The sequence below is a fragment of the Mesorhizobium sp. M3A.F.Ca.ET.080.04.2.1 genome (assembly GCF_003952525.1).
Classification (GTDB): Bacteria; Pseudomonadota; Alphaproteobacteria; order Rhizobiales; family Rhizobiaceae; genus Mesorhizobium.
In genome coordinates, this window is the sequence record NZ_CP034451.1 from 3,523,067 (window position 1) to 3,538,518 (window position 15,452).

Genomic DNA, 15,452 nt, shown 5'->3' on the forward strand with positions numbered 1-15,452 from the left:
AGACCCGAGGATCCAGGCGCTACTTTGCGGCGCCGCCGCAGTGCAGAATTCTGCTCCGCTGCGCCCTTCGATCAAGGTAACGGCATGGATCCCTGGGCCTTCGCTCCGCTTCGCGTCGCTACGCCCAAGGATGACGACATCGAGGTAGCCGCGTCGATGGTCCTACCCAAAATAGCGGTTCATCTGCTTGGCCAATTCGATGTCGAGCGCGGTCACGCCGCCTGCGTCATGGGTGTTCAGCGTCACGTCGACGGTCTTGTAGACGTTGGACCAGTCGGGGTGATGGTCCATCTTCTCGGCGGCCATTGCGACGCGGGTCATGAAGGCGAAGGCCTCGGAGAAGTTCTTGAAGCCGAAGCTGCGCTTGATCGAGCCGCCGTCTGCGGCCAGCGACCAGTCTTCGAGTTCGGCGAGCGCGGCGGTGATCGCTTCCTTGCTGAGTTTCTCTCTGGTCATGTCGGTTTCCTGTGCTATTCGGGAAAATGACCTGCACCATAGCGCCGGATCGATGAGCGCGAAGCCGATAAATTCCATTCTGTTCGTCTGCCTGGGCAACATCTGCCGATCGCCCTTGGCTGAAGGTGTGTTCCGCGCCGTGTGGAGCGAATGCGCGCAGGGTCGGGAGATCGTGCTGGATTCGGCCGCGACCAGCGGCTGGGAGGTTGGCTCCGCTCCCGATCCGCGCTCGATCGCGGTCGCCATGGGCCACGGCATCGACATTTCCGGGCAAAGGGCACGCAGGATAGCGCCCGGCGACTTTTCGCGTTTCGACCTGATCCTCGGCATGGATCGGGCGAACGTCCGCGACCTCAAGGCAGTGGCGCCGCCTTCAGCGGCCGACCGCATCCATCTCTATCTGGAATTCGCGACCGGCAACGGCGGTGACGTGCCCGATCCCTATTACGACGGGGCGGAAGCGTTCGCCTCTGTCTACCGCATGATCCGCGAAGCGTCGGCATCGCTGGCGAAGCGGCTCGATGCACGCGCGTCGGCGCCAGTCAGCGGCCAGGCTTCCTCGACGATGTAAGGGCCGCCGCCGACCGAATCGCGCGACGACATCAAAACGAAGCGGCCGACGCGGAAGGCCAGCGCGGAAAAATTACCGCGCGCCGAAAGATATTGCGCAACGTCCAGCGGGCTCGAATTGCGCAGGCGCGCCAGCGTCACATGCGGTGTGAACTTGCGTGGATCGGCGGGCAGGCCGAGCCGTTGGCAGATGCGGTCGATCTCGCTCTGCAGCGCCACCAGATCCGGCGAGGCGGACACGCCGGCCCACACCGCATGCGGCTTCTTGCCGCCGAAGGCGCCGACACCTGAGAGCGTCAGCGGAAAGGAGGGGCGGTGGACGCGGTCGAGAGCGTTGGCGATCTCGTCGGCGACATGGCCTTCGACATCACCGATGAAGCGCAGCGTCAGATGATAGTTTTCGACATCGATCCAGCGGGCTCCGGGCAGGCCGCCCCGGAGCAGGGACAGCGAAAGAGCAGCGTCACGCGGAATTTCGAGGGCGGTGAAAAGACGTGGCATTAGAAGCCTCCTGTCCTCGAATCGAAACTCTCAGCCGTAGCGAATCATCGATAGCCGAACGGAGCAAGCGGTTTGTTCGTTCCGTAGTTTCCGCAACGGAAAGCGTTGCTGGAAGGACTCACGACCCATCGCCGAGGGCGGCGATGGCCTTTTCGACGGTCGGCAGGATGCGCTCCACCATCACGTCGACACCTTTCGGGTTGGGATGCAGACCGTCCTCCAGTTGCAGATCCGGCTTTCCCGCAACCCCTTCGAGAAAGAACGGATAAAGCGGTACGCCATATTTCGACGCCAATTTCGGATATATGGCGTCGAAGCTCTTCTGGTAGTCCGGCCCGAGATTGGGAGCGGCGCGCATGCCGGCCAGAAGCACGGCGATCTTGCGTTCTCTCAGCTTCGCCAGCATCGCATCGAGGTTCTTCTCGGTGATCGCGGGCGAGACGCCGCGCAGCATGTCGTTGGCGCCAAGCTCGAGGATGACGAGCCTCGTCCCGTCCGGCACTGACCAGTCGAGACGCGCCAGGCCGCCGCTGGACGTGTCGCCGGAGACACCGGCATTGGCGACCGCGACATCGAGCCCCTTGGCCTTCAGCGCCGCCTGCAGACGGTCGGTAAAGCTTTGCCCCGGGTCCAGGCCAAATCCGGCCGTCAGGCTGTCGCCGAAGCCGACGATGCTGAACGTCTCGGCGCGCGCCGGCGAAATGCCGCAGACGCCAAGAAAAAGCATGAGGGCCGCGACAAGCCTGTGTTTGAAAGCCATGCGTCGAGCCCCATATGACCAAAACCATTTCCCGGGAGAAGGCCTCTCCTTTTCCACCATATAGGACGCTTTCACTGTGACAGAAGCCGTCATCGCATTGAGGGATGTCTCGCTGACGCTCGGCGAGGGGGCGTCTTCGGTTCATGTGCTGAAAGGCGTCAGTCTCGAAGTGGCCAACGGCGAGGCCACGGGCATCGTCGGCCCGTCGGGGTCCGGCAAGTCCACCTTGCTGATGGTTCTGGCCGGGCTGGAGAGGGTCGATTCAGGAACGGTTCGAATCGCCGGCGAAGTGCTCAACGGCAAAAGCGAAGACCAGATTGCCTCGTTTCGGGGACGAAACATCGGCATCGTGTTCCAGTCCTTCCATCTGATCCCCAACATGACCGCGCTCGAGAATGTCGCGGTGCCGCTGGAACTGGCCGGCCACGCCGATCCCTTCGGAGTAGCGGCGCGGGAGCTGGCGGCGGTGGGTCTCAGCGACCGGGTGACGCATTATCCGGGCGAGCTTTCCGGCGGCGAACAGCAGCGCGTCGCGATCGCCAGGGCGCTGGCGCCGTCGCCGCGCATCCTGATCGCCGACGAGCCGACGGGGAACCTCGACCAGGCGACCGGCAAGCAGGTCGCCGACCTGCTCTTCGCCAAGGCGGCCGAGCGCGGCATGACGCTGGTGCTGGTCACCCACGATCCGGCGCTTGCGGCGCGCTGCGCGCGCCAGGTGGCGATGCGCTCGGGCCGCATCGAGGACGCGCAGAGACCGCTGAAGGTGCCGGCCTGATGCGAACGCTGACATTGGCCATCCGCTTCTCGCTGCGCGAGATGCGCGGCGGCTTGTCCGGCTTCATGATCTTCCTCGCCTGCATCGCGCTCGGCGTCGCGGCGATCGGCGGCGTCAATTCGGTGGCGCAGGCGATCACCGCCGGCGTCGCCAACCAGGGCCAGACGCTGCTCGGCGGCGATTTGCGCTTCCAGATCAACCAGCGAAGCGCCTCAGGTGCCGAGCTCGGTTTCATAAAAGGCCTTGGCGCGGTCTCGCTCAATTCCGGCATGCGCTCGATGGCGCGGCTCGAGGACGGTTCCGACCAGGCGCTGGTCGAGGCCAAGGCGGTCGACGACGCCTATCCGCTCTATGGTAGGCTCGAAACCGATCCGGCTCTGCCCAAGACGGAGCTGTTCGGCGAAAGATCCGGTGTTTTCGGCGCCGCCGCGCCCGAGCTATTGTTCGATCGCCTCAATCTCCATGTCGGAAGCCGGCTGAAGCTCGGCAGCGCCACCTTCGAACTGAGGGCGCGGCTGGCCAGCGAATCGGACGCGGTCTCGGACGGTTTTGGCTTCGCGCCGCGGCTGATGATCTCGCGCGAGGGACTTGCCGCGTCTGGCCTGGTCCAGCCGGGCAGCCTGGTCGAGAACGCCTACAAGGTGCGCCTGCCCGACGGCACGTCAGAGGCGCGAATCAAGGAAATCCAGGCGCAGGCCGCACAAGACTTTCCGCAGGCCGGCTGGTCGATCCGCACCCGCAGCAACGCAGCACCGGCGCTGTCGTCCAATATCGAGCGCTTCTCGCAGTTCCTGACCCTGGTCGGGCTGACGTCGCTGGTGGTCGGCGGCGTCGGCGTGGCGAACGCGGTGCGCGCCTATCTCGACGGCAAGCGTGGCGTCATCGCCACCTTCAAGAGCCTTGGCGCCTCGGGCGGCTTCGTCTTTGCGGTGTACCTCGTCCAGATCCTGCTGATCGCCGGTCTCGGCATCGTGCTCGGCCTTGTCCTCGGCGCCGCGTTGCCTTTCGTGGCGAGCGCCCTTTTGCAATCGGTCATTCCGGTGCCGGCGGAAGGCGGCTTCTATCCCGGCGAGCTCGCTCTTGCCGCGCTGTTCGGCCTCCTGGTGACGCTGGCCTTCGCGCTGCTGCCGCTCGGGCGCGCCCGCGACGTGCCGGCGACGGCGCTGTTTCGCGAGATGGGTTTCGAGAGCCGCGGCCTGCCGCGCCTGCCTTACTTAGCCGCGGCGCTCGGAATCGTGCTGGCGTTGGCCGGCCTGGCGATTGTTGCAGCCGATGACCGCCGCATCGCCTCGATCTTCGTCGGCGCCACGGTCTGTGCCTTCCTGGTGCTGCGGCTGGTCGCAGCGCTGGTGCAATGGGCGGCGAGCCGCAGCCCGCGCGTGCGCTCGGTCCCGCTCAGGCTCGCGCTCGGCAACATCCACCGGCCAGGCGCGCTGACGCCGTCGGTGGTGCTGTCGCTCGGGCTTGGCCTGACGCTGCTGGTGACCTTGGCGCTGATCGACGGGAATCTGCGACGGCAGATCTCGGGCAACCTGCCGGAGCGGGCGCCGAACTTCTTCTTCGTCGACATCCAGAACAGCGACGTCGATGCCTTTGCTGCCCTGATCGGAAATCAGGCACCGCGGGGGACGCTGGCCAAGGTGCCGATGCTGCGCGGCCGGATCATGGCGCTCAACGGCGTTGCCGTCGACAAGATGAAAATTCCGGCGCAAGGCGCCTGGGTGCTGCGCGGGGATCGCGGCCTGACCTATGACGCGAAGCTGCCGGACAACGCCACGCTCAGCGAAGGCACGTGGTGGCCGGAGAATTATTCCGGCGAACCGCTGGTGTCGTTCTCGGCCGAGGAGGGCAGGGAACTCGGGCTGAAGCTCGGCGATACCGTCACCGTCAACGTGCTCGGCCGCAACGTGACGGCGAGAATCGCCAATTTCCGCCAGGTCGAGTGGGAGACGATGGGCATCAACTTCGTCATGGTGTTCTCGCCCAACACGTTCGCCGGGGCGCCGCATGGCTGGCTGGCGACGCTGACCGACAAAGGCGCAACCACGGCCGACGATGCGCGGCTGCTCAACGCGGTCACCCGCGCCTTTCCGGCGGTGACGACGGTGAGGGTCAAGGACGCGCTCGACATCGTCAACCGGCTGGTCGCACAGCTTGGCACGGCGATCCGCGCCGCCGCCGGCGTGGCGCTGATCGCCTCGGTGCTGGTGCTGTCGGGCGCCTTGGCCGCCGGCAACCGGGCGCGCGTCCACGATGCCGTGGTGCTGAAGACGCTCGGCGCGACGCGCAGGACGCTGATCACGGCATTCTCCCTGGAATATGCGCTGATCGGGCTTGCCACCGCGTTGTTCGCGCTCGCCGCGGGCGGTGTCGCGGCGTGGTTCGTGGTCGCGCACATCATGACGCTGCCTTCGCATTTCATGCCGGAAGTGGCGGTGGCGACGATCTTCGTGTCGCTGGCGGTCACCGTCGGCATCGGCCTGGCCGGCACCTGGCGCGTGCTCGGCCACAAAGCTGCCCCGGTGCTGCGCACTCTCTGATTTCGCGAGCTTGGGACCGGCTTCCAGGGTTAAATCTTTGTAAGGTTTGCCAGATAGAAGGGCCGAACGCCGGCCTTTTTGCCTCTCACGAAGCGTTACGACCGGTTACCGTCTTGTTCTTGACGCCAATAACCATCATATTTCGCGCAGGCATGCTGGCGCCCCGCCAGCGGCGCCTGGTCCCAAGAGGATGCTCCGAGGGGACCTGTCACCGGACGGGGCAGAGGCAACAGAGGATTTCCTATGGCTGATCCCATTCGCAACTACCAGACGAGCACCGGCGTGCGCGTCGATATCGATCAGGGCCTGCGGGCCTATATGATCAAGGTCTACAATTTGATGGGGCTCGGCCTGCTGATCACCGGCCTTGCCGCGGTCGGCACGATCATGCTGGCCACCACAACCGATCCGGCCTCGGCAGTCGCCACGCTGTCGAGCGGCGAGATGCTCACCTCCTTCGGCTACGCGATCTTCGCTTCGCCGCTGAAATGGGTGGTGATCTTCGCCCCGCTGGCAGCAGTGATGTTCCTGTCGTTCCGCGTTCAGTCGATGAGCGTCGCGGCCGCCCAGACGACGTTCTGGGTCTATGCCGGGCTTGTCGGCCTGTCGCTGTCGTCGATCTTCCTGATCTACACCCCGGCCAGCATCTCGCAGACCTTCTTTGCTACCGCGGCTGCGTTCGGCGGTCTGTCGCTCTACGGCTACACGACCAAGCGCGATCTTTCCGCGTTCGGCTCGTTCCTGGTGATGGGCCTGATCGGGCTGATCATCGCGTCGCTGATCAACATCTTCCTGCAATCGTCGGCGCTGACCTTCGCCGTATCGGCGATCGGCGTGCTGGTCTTCGCGGGCCTCACCGCCTACGACACGCAGAGCATCAAGGAGATGTATTACGAGGGCGACGCCACCGACACTGCCGGCCGCAAGGCCATCATGGGCGCGTTGAGGCTCTATCTCGACTTCATCAACCTGTTCATGTTCCTGCTGCAGTTCATGGGCGACCGCCGTTAAAGGCGGGTCCGGTCGGTTGGACCATTGAGTTCCGGAAGGGCGGCCCAACGGCCGCCCTTTTCTTTTGTGCCGGGTTTTGCTGTTATGGCGGGCATAATAACGGCTTGCCCAAATTATGAGCAGTACTGTCATCAGAGCCGCTCTGACAGCGGACCTCGACCGAATCACCGAGATTTACGCCGATGCGGTCGCGAACGGCACGGCGAGCTACGAGCTCGAACCGCCGAGCCGGGCTGAAATGGGCAGCCGATTCGAAAGCCTGATGGCGGGCCACTTCCCCTATCTCGTGGCCGAGAAGAATGGGCTCGTGCTCGGCTATGCCTATGCCGGCCCGTTCCGGCCGCGGCCTGCCTACCGTTTTATCGTCGAGGATTCGGTCTATGTCGCGCCGGAGGCCAAGGGCCAGGGCCTCGGGCTGCTGCTGATGCAGGCGCTGATCGAGGCAGCGCGGAAGGCCGGCTTCCGGCAGATCGTCGCGGTTATCGGCGACGGCCATGCCGACAGCGCTTCCGTGCGGCTGCACGAGAAGCTGGGCTTCCGTCATTCGGGAAGCCTGGAAGGTTCTGGTTACAAGCACGGCCGCTGGCTGGACACCGTGTTCATGCAGCTGCCGCTCAATGGCGGCGCGGCATTGCCGCCCGATCCCGATTCGCTGCCGGAGCGGAGATTCCGGGAGAGCTGGAATTGAGGAACTGAAGAACTGAGGAACTGAAGAACTGAGGAAAAAGCGCCCGGCGCGCCCGAAAGCCGCTGTCCGATTTCGTTCTTCAGTTCCTCAGTTCCTCAATTCCCTTCACGCTTCGACCACCTTCAGCTTGGGGTCGAAGACCCCGAGCACGCGGCCTAGCTCCTGGCCGCGCTTCAAGATGCGTCCGCCGGCGGCTATGACCGCAAACGCGCCCTGCCGACGCGCCAGTTTGGGGTCCTTGACGATCTGGAACAGCGGCACTTCGCTGGCGCGGCGGAAGACGGAAAAGACAGCACGATCAGTGAGATGATCGATGGCATAGTCGCGCCATTCGTTGGCCGCCACCATGCGTCCATAGAGTCTGAGGATCTGGTCCAATTCGCGCCTGTCAAAACGCACCGGCTGATCGAGGCGCGCGCGTCGCGCCTCATGCAGCGGGATCAGTATTGCGGATGCTTCCCCATCCTCCGCCCCGCTGCTGTGATCGGTCATGCCGCGATCCTTCGATTGATCTTGCGCCTGCCAAGGTTGACGCTTTCGTGGCCGAATTGCAAGGCCCGGCGAAGCACTCCGGGGTCGTGCTGTTTCCAAAAGGTCCAGTCACGTTTGCGAAACGTGTGTTGTCATTGGTGATGCTCCGCCACATTCCTGCCACATTTTATCCGCGCTAATGCCCCAATGTCCGACGAGTTTACCGGCGTTGCCTGAGACGGTTCGGTCCGGCACCGGCTCGTAAACCCCAAGCCCCCCGCCCACGGGTCAGCGTCGGATCGAACCAACCTCGGTTTTTCCTTGGAAAAATCAGGTGCGACGATCCCAAAACCTGAATGACCGGCGTCAGAAGCAAGCTGACGCCGGTTTTTTATTTTCCTTATCCCCAAGGGGAGAAGGGGTGTCGCTGTTACTGAGCGTCAGGGCTTGCGGATGAAGGCGGCGCCGAGAATCGGTCCTGGCGAGCCGTCCTTGCCGACGGACTGCAGCAGCACCGCGCAGCCGCCCTTCTTGGAGATTTCAGTCATCGGCAATTCGTAACGCTGCGCCTTGCCGTGCCACAGGCCGGCAGTCTGGATATCGGAGACGGCGTTCCAGTAGGTCAGGCGCCGGCCGCTGTTCTCGCCTTGGCCGATGTTCACCGTCTGCGGCGGGTCGAAATAGACGATCACGACATGGGCGTCGCTCGGGCCGTTGCCGGCATCGCCTGCGTCAATCATGACGCGATCGCTGGTGCGGCTGACCTTGATGCCGACCCGCATGCCTTCGCCGGTCTTGTCCATGCGGGCAAGCGCCGCGTCGACTTCCTTGCGGCTGGCGCCGTTGACATGGCTGCGGCCATTGATGATGGCCTGCGGGGTGTAGACCGAGCGGCTGCCGAAGGAGCGCATGTAGTCGTACTGGCGCTCGGTGTTCTCCTTGCTGCTCAGCGTGTCCTGCCAGCCGAGATAGTCCCAGTAGCTGACGTGATAGGCGAGCGCGATGATGTTTTCCTTAGCGGCGAGCTCGGCAAAGAATTCGTCGGCGGGCGGGCATGAGCTGCAGCCTTGGCTGGTGAAGAGCTCGACCACACCCAATGGTTTTTCGATCTGGGATTTCTCGGTTTGCGGCTTGCCGGCCTGCGACTCCTCGGGCTCGCTTGCCTGTCCCATGCCGCCAAGCGCGGCGAGGGCCAGCGCAAGCGCCGCAAGCCGCAACGGTCCTCGAGATCCCATGACTGACCCAAATTTCCCGCCGGTGGCGCCGGCCTTGTTGTGATTGCTAAAATATGTGGCAGAAGCGACCGTCAACGGGAAGTCACGTTGCGGTGAAATTTTGTCGTTGCAACCACAGATGAGGCCGCAATAGGAGAGTCATTGCATTTTTCGAGGCGGTTCGATTCGAGGCGGCATCATCACCATGTGGCAATCTTTCCTGACGCCCGTCGATCTCTATTGCGAGCGGACGGGACCAGGACTTTGGGCCGAGCCGGCCAATGCTTTGACCAACCTTGCTTTCATCGCCGCGGGACTGTGGGGCGTCTGGCAGGTGCGGCGGCATGAGACAGGCGTCTTCGCGGCGGTGCTGGCCTGGTGGGTGGTGGCGATCGGGGTCGGCTCGACCCTGTTCCACATCTTCGCCAACAAAGGGACGATCTGGGCCGACATCCTGCCGATCGCCGGCTTCACGCTTGCCTACACGCTGTTCAACCTGCGCCGTTTCCTGCGCATGGAATGGGGCAAGGCGATCGCGATCTTCATCGCCTTCTATGTCGTGGCCGGGTTGATCACTTTTGCCGTGCCGGACTGGCTGCGGCAGGCCTCCAACGGCACGACCGGCTACCTGCCGCCATTCCTGGCGCTGGCCTTCTTCGGCGTCTGGGCAGCTGCCATCGGCAACCCCGCCGGCTGGTACAATCTCACCGGATCCACGATCTTCGTCGTCTCGGTCGTCTGCCGCATGATCGATCCGATCGTGTGCCCGGCTTTCCCGCTCGGCACCCACTTCCTGTGGCATGTCCTCAACGGGCTCATGCTCGCTGTGCTGCTGGCTGCGACGGCGCGTTTTGGGACGCCGAAATCGAAGCAGCAGTAGGCAGTAGGCAGTAGGCAGTAGGCAGTAGGCAGTAGGCAGTAGGCAGTAGGCAGTAGGCAGTAGGTGGCCCTTTCCCTACTGCCTATTGCCTGACTCCTAGTCCCTGGCTGCTGCTAAGCAGCCAGATCGCGCAGCACGTATTGCAGGATGCCGCCGTTCTTGAAGTAGTCGAGTTCGTCCAGCGTATCGATGCGGCAGACGATCGGGATGGTCTTCACGGTGCCGTCGCCATAGGTGAGCCTGGCCGCCATCTTCTGGCGCGGCTTGATCGCGTCGAGCCCGTCGATCTCGACCAGCTCGTCGCCCTTGAGGTTGAGCGAGGCCCAGGAGGTGCCGTCCTCGAAGACGAAGGGGATGACGCCCATGCCGACCAGGTTGGAGCGGTGGATGCGCTCGAAGGACTGGGCGATGACGGCGCGCACGCCAAGCAGGTTGGTGCCCTTGGCCGCCCAGTCGCGCGAGGAGCCGTTGCCGTATTCGACGCCGGCGAAGATGACCAGCGGCACGCCTTCCTGCTTGTAGGCCATCGCCGCGTCGTAGATCGACATCTCCTCCTTCGAGGGATAGTGGATGGTGTAGCCGCCCTCGCGGCCGTTCTCGCCCAGCATGTGGTTGCGGATGCGGATGTTGGCGAAGGTGCCGCGCATCATCACCTCATGGTTGCCGCGCCGGGTGCCGTACTGGTTGAAGTCGGCGACGCCGACGCCATGCTCGGTCAGGTACTTGCCGGCCGGCGAGGCGGCCTTGATCGAACCCGCCGGCGAGATGTGGTCGGTGGTGATCTTGTCGCCGAACAGGCCGAGCACGCGCGCGCCCCTGATGTCGCCGACCGTGCCGAAGCTGCGCGCCATGCCGGCGAAGTAGGGCGGGTTCTGGACATAGGTCGAGTTGTCGTCCCAGGCATAGGTCTGGCCTTCCGGCGCCTTGACCCCTTGCCAGTAAGCGTCGCCCTTGAAGACGTCGGCATATTTGCGCGCGAACAATTCGCGGGTGACGTTCTTCTCGATGAACTCCTGGATCTCGGCCGCGCTCGGCCAGATGTCCTTCAGATAGACCGGCTGGCCGTCGCGGCCCTCGCCGAGCGGCTCGGCAGTCAGGTCCCTGGTCACCGTGCCGGCCAGCGCATGCGCCACCACCAGCGGCGGCGAGGCGAGATAGTTGGCCTGCACGTCGGGCGAGACGCGGCCTTCGAAGTTGCGGTTGCCGGACAGCACCGCGGCGGCGATCAGACCCTTGTCGTTGATGGTTTTCGAGATCGGCGCCGGCAGCGGGCCGGAATTGCCGATGCAGGTGGTGCAGCCGAAGCCGACCAGGTTGAAGCCGATCTGGTCGAGCTCCTTCTGCAGCCCCGACTTCTCCAGATACTCGGCCACCACCTGGCTGCCCGGCGCCAGCGAGGTCTTGACCCACGGCTTCTGCTTCAGCCCGACGCGGTTGGCGTTGCGGGCCAGAAGCCCGGCGCCGATCAGCACGCTCGGGTTCGAGGTGTTGGTGCACGAGGTGATGGCGGCGATGACGACGTCGCCATGGCCGAGATCGTGGCCGGCGCCCTCGACCGCATAGCGCTTCGAGATCTCGGCCGCCTTCTTGTATTCGCTCTCCATCGCCTTGGCGAAGCCGGCCGGAATGCCTTCCAGCGCGACGCGGCCCTCCGGCCGCTTCGGCCCGGCCATCGACGGCACGACGTCGCCGAGGTCGAGCTCGAGCAGGTCGGTGAAGACCGGATCGGCCGAGCCGGCGTCGCGCCACATGCCTTGCGCCTTGGCATAGGCCTCGACCAGCGCGATGCGGCTCTCCTCGCGGCCGGACATGGTCAGGTAGCGGATGGTCTCGCCGTCGACCGGGAAGAAGCCGCAGGTGGCGCCGTATTCGGGCGCCATGTTGCCGATGGTGGCGCGGTCGGCCAGCGTCATGTTGGACAGGCCGGGGCCGAAGAACTCGACGAACTTGCCGACGACGCCCTTCTTGCGCAGCATCTGGGTGACGGTGAGCACCAGGTCGGTGGCGGTGACGCCTTCCTTGAGCTTGCCGGTGAGGCGGAAGCCGATCACCTCCGGCAGCAGCATGGAGACCGGCTGGCCGAGCATCGCCGCCTCGGCCTCGATGCCGCCGACGCCCCAGCCGAGCACGCCGAGCCCGTTGATCATGGTGGTGTGCGAATCGGTGCCGACGCAGGTGTCGGGATAGGCGGTGGTCTCGCCGTCCTCCGCATTGGTCCACACCACCTGGCCGAGATATTCGAGATTGACCTGGTGGCAGATGCCGGTGCCGGGCGGCACGACGCGGAAGTTGCGGAACGCCTGCTGGCCCCATTTGAGGAACTTGTAGCGCTCCTCGTTGCGCTCATATTCGAGCTCGACATTGCGCGCGAACGCCATCGGCGTGCCGAACTCGTCGACGATGACGGAATGGTCGATGACCAGGTCGACCGGCACCAGCGGATTGATCTTTTCCGGATCGCCGCCGAGCGCCTTGATGCCGTCGCGCATCGCCGCCAGGTCGACCACCGCCGGAACGCCGGTGAAGTCCTGCATCAAGACGCGCGCCGGGCGGTAGGCGATCTCGACGCCGGCGGTGCCCTTGTCGCTCAGCCAGCCGGCGACCGCCTGGATGCTCTGCCGGGTGACCGAGCGGCCGTCCTCGTTGCGCAAAAGGTTCTCCAGCAGCACCTTCATCGAAAAGGGCAGCTGCGAGACGCCGCTCAGACCGTTCTTCTCGGCCTCGGCGAGGTCGAAATAGACATAGTCGGCGCCACCCGCGGAGAGCGTGCGGCGGCAATTGAAGCTGTCGAGGGATTTTGACACGTGCGATCCGTCCTTGTCTGTTCAGCCTGAAAGGGAACGGACGCCGATGGCATGCAATCACGCGCAAAGGTGCGGGTACGGCCATTTCCGCTGTCCGCTCCCAAGCAACCCGAGCCGTTCAAGGCGGCGCGTGCGCTGGTTCGGCGCTAATTCTGATCCCGCGCCGACCGCTGGCACGGATGAACCGCATATAGAGAATTTCCTGGAATAGTTCTAGACAGTCGAAAGACGAATTTGTGCGATGCGGCGAGCGCCGCAAAACGGTGCTTCCGGGGCGGGCAAGAATGCGGCTGATCGCCGAAAATCTGGGCGGCGAACGCGGCGGCGAGACGGTCTTCTCCGGCATCGATTTCGCCCTCGGAAAGGGCGAGGCGATGGTCGTCACCGGACCGAACGGATCGGGCAAGTCGACGCTGCTGAGAATCATCGCCGGGCTGCTGCGGACAGCCGAGGGACGGGTATGGCTTGACGGCGGCGGCGACGATTTTCCTACGATTGCATCCGCCTCGCATTACCTCGGCCATCTCAATGCAATGAAGACGGCGTTGAGCGTCGCGGAGAACCTCGAGTTCTGGCGCGCCTTCCAGGGCGAGCCGGCGCTGGATGTCGAGGAAGCGCTGGAGACGGTCGGGCTGGGCGGCCTGGGCCACCTGCCGTTCGGCTATCTCTCCACCGGGCAGCGGCGCCGGGCATCGATCGCGAAGCTTTTGATCAGCCGCCGGCCGATCTGGCTGCTCGACGAGCCGACGGCGGGACTGGACAAGGCATCGGAGGAGCGGTTCGCGGAATTGATGAGGGGGCATCTCCAGGACGGGGGGATTTTGGTGGCGGCAACGCATCTGACGCTGGGGCTGGAGGGGGCGAAGGGGTTGAGGATGGGGGAGACGGCTTGATGTCTGTGCCAGGCACCCCCCTCTGCCCTGCCGGGCATCTCCCCCTCAAGGGGGGAGATCAGCAGTTCGGGCGTCCTGCCTACCTCCCTACCTTGGAGGTTGGCGAAAGCTGGGATGACATCCAATCTCTCCCCTTGAGGGGGAGATGTCCGGCAGGACAGAGGGGGGTGCCTGGGCGAAAGCATCTCAAATCATGCTAGCGCTCTTCCTGCGCGATATCCGCCTCTCCATCCGCGCCGGCGGCGGGGCGCTGATCGGCGTCATCTTCTTCCTCGCGGTCATCGTCACGATCCCGTTCGGCATCGGGCCCGATCTCAATCTTTTGTCCCGCATCGGCCCCGCCATCCTGTGGATCGCCGCCCTGCTCGCCTGCCTGTTAGGCCTCGACCGGCTGTTCCAGGCCGATCGCGAGGACGGCTCGCTCGACCTGCTCGTGGTCGGCAACGACCGCCATATGCTGGCGCTGACGGTGCTGACCAAATGCCTGGCCCACTGGACGGGCAGCGTGCTGCCGCTGGTGGTGGCCGCCCCCTTGCTCGGCCTGTTCATGAACATGGAGCCGGCGGCGATCGGCGCCACGGCGCTGACGCTGCTGGTCGGCACGCCGGCCATCACCTTCATCGGTGCCGCAGGGGCGGCGGTGGCGGTGGCGCTGCCGCGCGGCGGGCTGTTGATCTCGGTGCTGGTGCTGCCGCTCGCCATTCCGGTGCTGATCTTCGGGGTCTCGGCAAGCTATGGCGCGGTGGCTGATCCGGCGCCGTTCCTGCAGCCCTTCCTCATTCTTGCCGCGCTGACGCTGTTTCTTGCCGTGGTTGGGCCGCTCTCGGCCGCGTTGGCGCTGCGCCATGGAACGGATTGAGGGCGAAGATGCTCCAGGCCGGGCTGCGGCGCAGCGGCCAATTGCGCGGTCCGCTGCGCGAAGTTAAGGGAAGGCATGATCGCAAGGACAGGCAAAGGCGCGGAAGGCGGCACGCTGGCGGAGCTGCGGGCATGAGCGCGCATGCCCTCTATGTCACCGCCGCCTATGCCATCACGGCGATCGTGCTGGCGGGGCTGATCGGCTGGATCCTGCTCGACCAGCGCGGGCGCAAGCGGGACCTGGCGGCGCTGGAAGCGTCGGGCGTGCGGCGCCGCTCCCACAAGACCGGGACGACAAAGCCGTGAGCATCGACAGCGAGACGCCGGCGCGGAGCCGCCGCCTGTTCGTCTTCCTGCCGCTCCTGGTCTTCCTGGGGTTGGCGGGGCTGTTCCTGTCGCAATTGCTGTCGGGCCGCGACGTTTCGGAAATTCCCTCGGCGCTAATCGGCCAGCCGGCGCCGCAGACCAAGCTGCCGCCACTGGAAGGGACGAGCCTGCCGGGGCTCGACACCAAATCCTTCGCCGGCAAGGTGACGCTGGTCAACGTCTTCGCGTCATGGTGCGCGCCGTGCCGGGAAGAGCACCCGGTGCTGCTGGCTCTGTCGCAGGACAAGCGCTTCACGCTTGCCGCCCTGGACTACAAGGACGAGCCGGAGAATGCCCGCCGCTTCCTGGGCGATCTCGGCAATCCCTACCAGGCGATCGGCGTCGATCCGGCCGGCCGCACGGCGATCGACTGGGGCGTCTACGGCGTGCCGGAGACCTTCGTCATCGGCAAGGATGGCAAGATCGCCTACAAGCATGTCGGGCCGCTGACGCCGGAATCGGCCAGGGATTTGCTGTTGCCGCAGATCGAGAAGGCGCTGGCGGCACGCTGATATTCAGATGAGGCCGGCCTGCAAATAGCGGCTTCCTGCGCTTCCGGTGCTCACGTACTTCAAGTACGCTCCGCTCCGGTTCTCGGTAGCCACCATTTTCAGCTCGGCCTGACCTGAATCTCAACGCGCCGGCCAAGCCCGCACAAGCGGCCA

General features: G+C 64.9%; 16 protein-coding genes. 10 read left to right on the forward strand and 6 right to left on the reverse strand.

Annotation, left to right across the window (positions count from 1 at the left end; all coding sequences use genetic code 11):
* Positions 1–162: 162 nt before the first annotated feature.
* Positions 163–456, reverse strand: a complete 294-nt coding sequence (locus tag EJ074_RS16855) for a 4a-hydroxytetrahydrobiopterin dehydratase (RefSeq protein ID WP_095805394.1) — start codon at positions 454–456, stop codon at positions 163–165.
* Between the two features lie 52 nt (positions 457–508).
* Here EJ074_RS16855 and EJ074_RS16860 point away from each other — a divergent pair, with 52 nt between their 5' ends.
* Positions 509–1,027, forward strand: coding sequence for a low molecular weight protein-tyrosine-phosphatase (locus EJ074_RS16860; protein ID WP_095805395.1), 519 nt, complete (start codon positions 509–511; stop codon positions 1,025–1,027).
* On the opposite strand, the gene thpR is transcribed toward EJ074_RS16860, so the two are convergent.
* A complete protein-coding gene (gene thpR / locus EJ074_RS16865) occupies positions 931–1,527 on the reverse strand; it encodes an RNA 2',3'-cyclic phosphodiesterase (protein ID WP_095805396.1) in 597 nt (198 codons plus the stop codon). The genes EJ074_RS16860 and thpR overlap by 97 nt on opposite strands.
* 118 nt (positions 1,528–1,645) lie before the next feature.
* On the reverse strand, positions 1,646–2,287 hold the full coding sequence (locus EJ074_RS16870) for an arylesterase (protein WP_095805397.1): 642 nt from the start codon (positions 2,285–2,287) through the stop codon (positions 1,646–1,648).
* Positions 2,288–2,363: 76 nt separating this feature from the next.
* Here EJ074_RS16870 and EJ074_RS16875 point away from each other — a divergent pair, with 76 nt between their 5' ends.
* The 4 genes from EJ074_RS16875 to EJ074_RS16890 all read left to right on the forward strand — a co-directional run bounded on the left by EJ074_RS16875 (position 2,364) and on the right by EJ074_RS16890 (position 7,301).
* Complete coding sequence (locus EJ074_RS16875; RefSeq protein ID WP_095805398.1) at positions 2,364–3,062, forward strand: ABC transporter ATP-binding protein; 699 nt, start codon at positions 2,364–2,366, stop codon at positions 3,060–3,062.
* A complete protein-coding gene (locus EJ074_RS16880; protein ID WP_129553619.1) occupies positions 3,062–5,602 on the forward strand; it encodes an ABC transporter permease in 2,541 nt (846 codons plus the stop codon). The genes EJ074_RS16875 and EJ074_RS16880 overlap by 1 nt, the downstream gene beginning before the upstream one ends.
* A 243-nt stretch (positions 5,603–5,845) precedes the next feature.
* A complete protein-coding gene (locus EJ074_RS16885; protein ID WP_095805400.1) occupies positions 5,846–6,613 on the forward strand; it encodes a Bax inhibitor-1/YccA family protein in 768 nt (255 codons plus the stop codon).
* Between the two features lie 115 nt (positions 6,614–6,728).
* Positions 6,729–7,301: a GNAT family N-acetyltransferase gene (locus tag EJ074_RS16890; RefSeq protein ID WP_095805401.1), complete on the forward strand. Its 573-nt coding sequence runs from the start codon at positions 6,729–6,731 to the stop codon at positions 7,299–7,301.
* 105 nt (positions 7,302–7,406) lie between these two features.
* Here the strand turns inward: EJ074_RS16890 and EJ074_RS16895 are convergent, their stop codons facing one another.
* Together EJ074_RS16895 and EJ074_RS16900 are read right to left on the reverse strand one after the other, a co-directional pair.
* On the reverse strand, positions 7,407–7,793 hold the full coding sequence (locus EJ074_RS16895; RefSeq protein ID WP_095805402.1) for a DUF2794 domain-containing protein: 387 nt from the start codon (positions 7,791–7,793) through the stop codon (positions 7,407–7,409).
* 419 nt (positions 7,794–8,212) lie between these two features.
* Positions 8,213–9,007, reverse strand: a complete 795-nt coding sequence (locus tag EJ074_RS16900; protein ID WP_095805403.1) for a thioredoxin family protein — start codon at positions 9,005–9,007, stop codon at positions 8,213–8,215.
* A gap of 184 nt (positions 9,008–9,191) precedes the next feature.
* Here EJ074_RS16900 and EJ074_RS16905 point away from each other — a divergent pair, with 184 nt between their 5' ends.
* A complete protein-coding gene (locus EJ074_RS16905; RefSeq protein ID WP_095805404.1) occupies positions 9,192–9,866 on the forward strand; it encodes a ceramidase domain-containing protein in 675 nt (224 codons plus the stop codon).
* Between the two features lie 113 nt (positions 9,867–9,979).
* Here the strand turns inward: EJ074_RS16905 and acnA are convergent, their stop codons facing one another.
* Positions 9,980–12,670, reverse strand: coding sequence for an aconitate hydratase AcnA (gene acnA / locus EJ074_RS16910; protein WP_129553620.1), 2,691 nt, complete (start codon positions 12,668–12,670; stop codon positions 9,980–9,982).
* 284 nt (positions 12,671–12,954) lie between these two features.
* On the opposite strand from acnA, the gene ccmA reads away from it, so the two are divergent.
* From ccmA to EJ074_RS16935, 4 genes are all read left to right on the forward strand, one after another.
* Positions 12,955–13,563, forward strand: coding sequence for a heme ABC exporter ATP-binding protein CcmA (gene ccmA / locus EJ074_RS16915; protein WP_129553621.1), 609 nt, complete (start codon positions 12,955–12,957; stop codon positions 13,561–13,563).
* A 193-nt stretch (positions 13,564–13,756) separates the two neighbouring features.
* A complete protein-coding gene (gene ccmB, locus EJ074_RS16925; RefSeq protein ID WP_095804893.1) occupies positions 13,757–14,422 on the forward strand; it encodes a heme exporter protein CcmB in 666 nt (221 codons plus the stop codon).
* 131 nt (positions 14,423–14,553) lie between these two features.
* Entirely contained in the window at positions 14,554–14,727 is a 174-nt protein-coding gene (gene ccmD / locus EJ074_RS16930; protein WP_095804983.1) for a heme exporter protein CcmD, read from the forward strand.
* The gene (locus tag EJ074_RS16935; RefSeq protein WP_095804892.1) at positions 14,724–15,299 is read left to right on the forward strand and encodes a DsbE family thiol:disulfide interchange protein; all 576 of its coding nucleotides are present in this window, start codon (positions 14,724–14,726) and stop codon (positions 15,297–15,299) included. Before ccmD ends, EJ074_RS16935 begins: the two co-directional genes overlap by 4 nt.
* Positions 15,300–15,452: the final 153 nt, after the last annotated feature.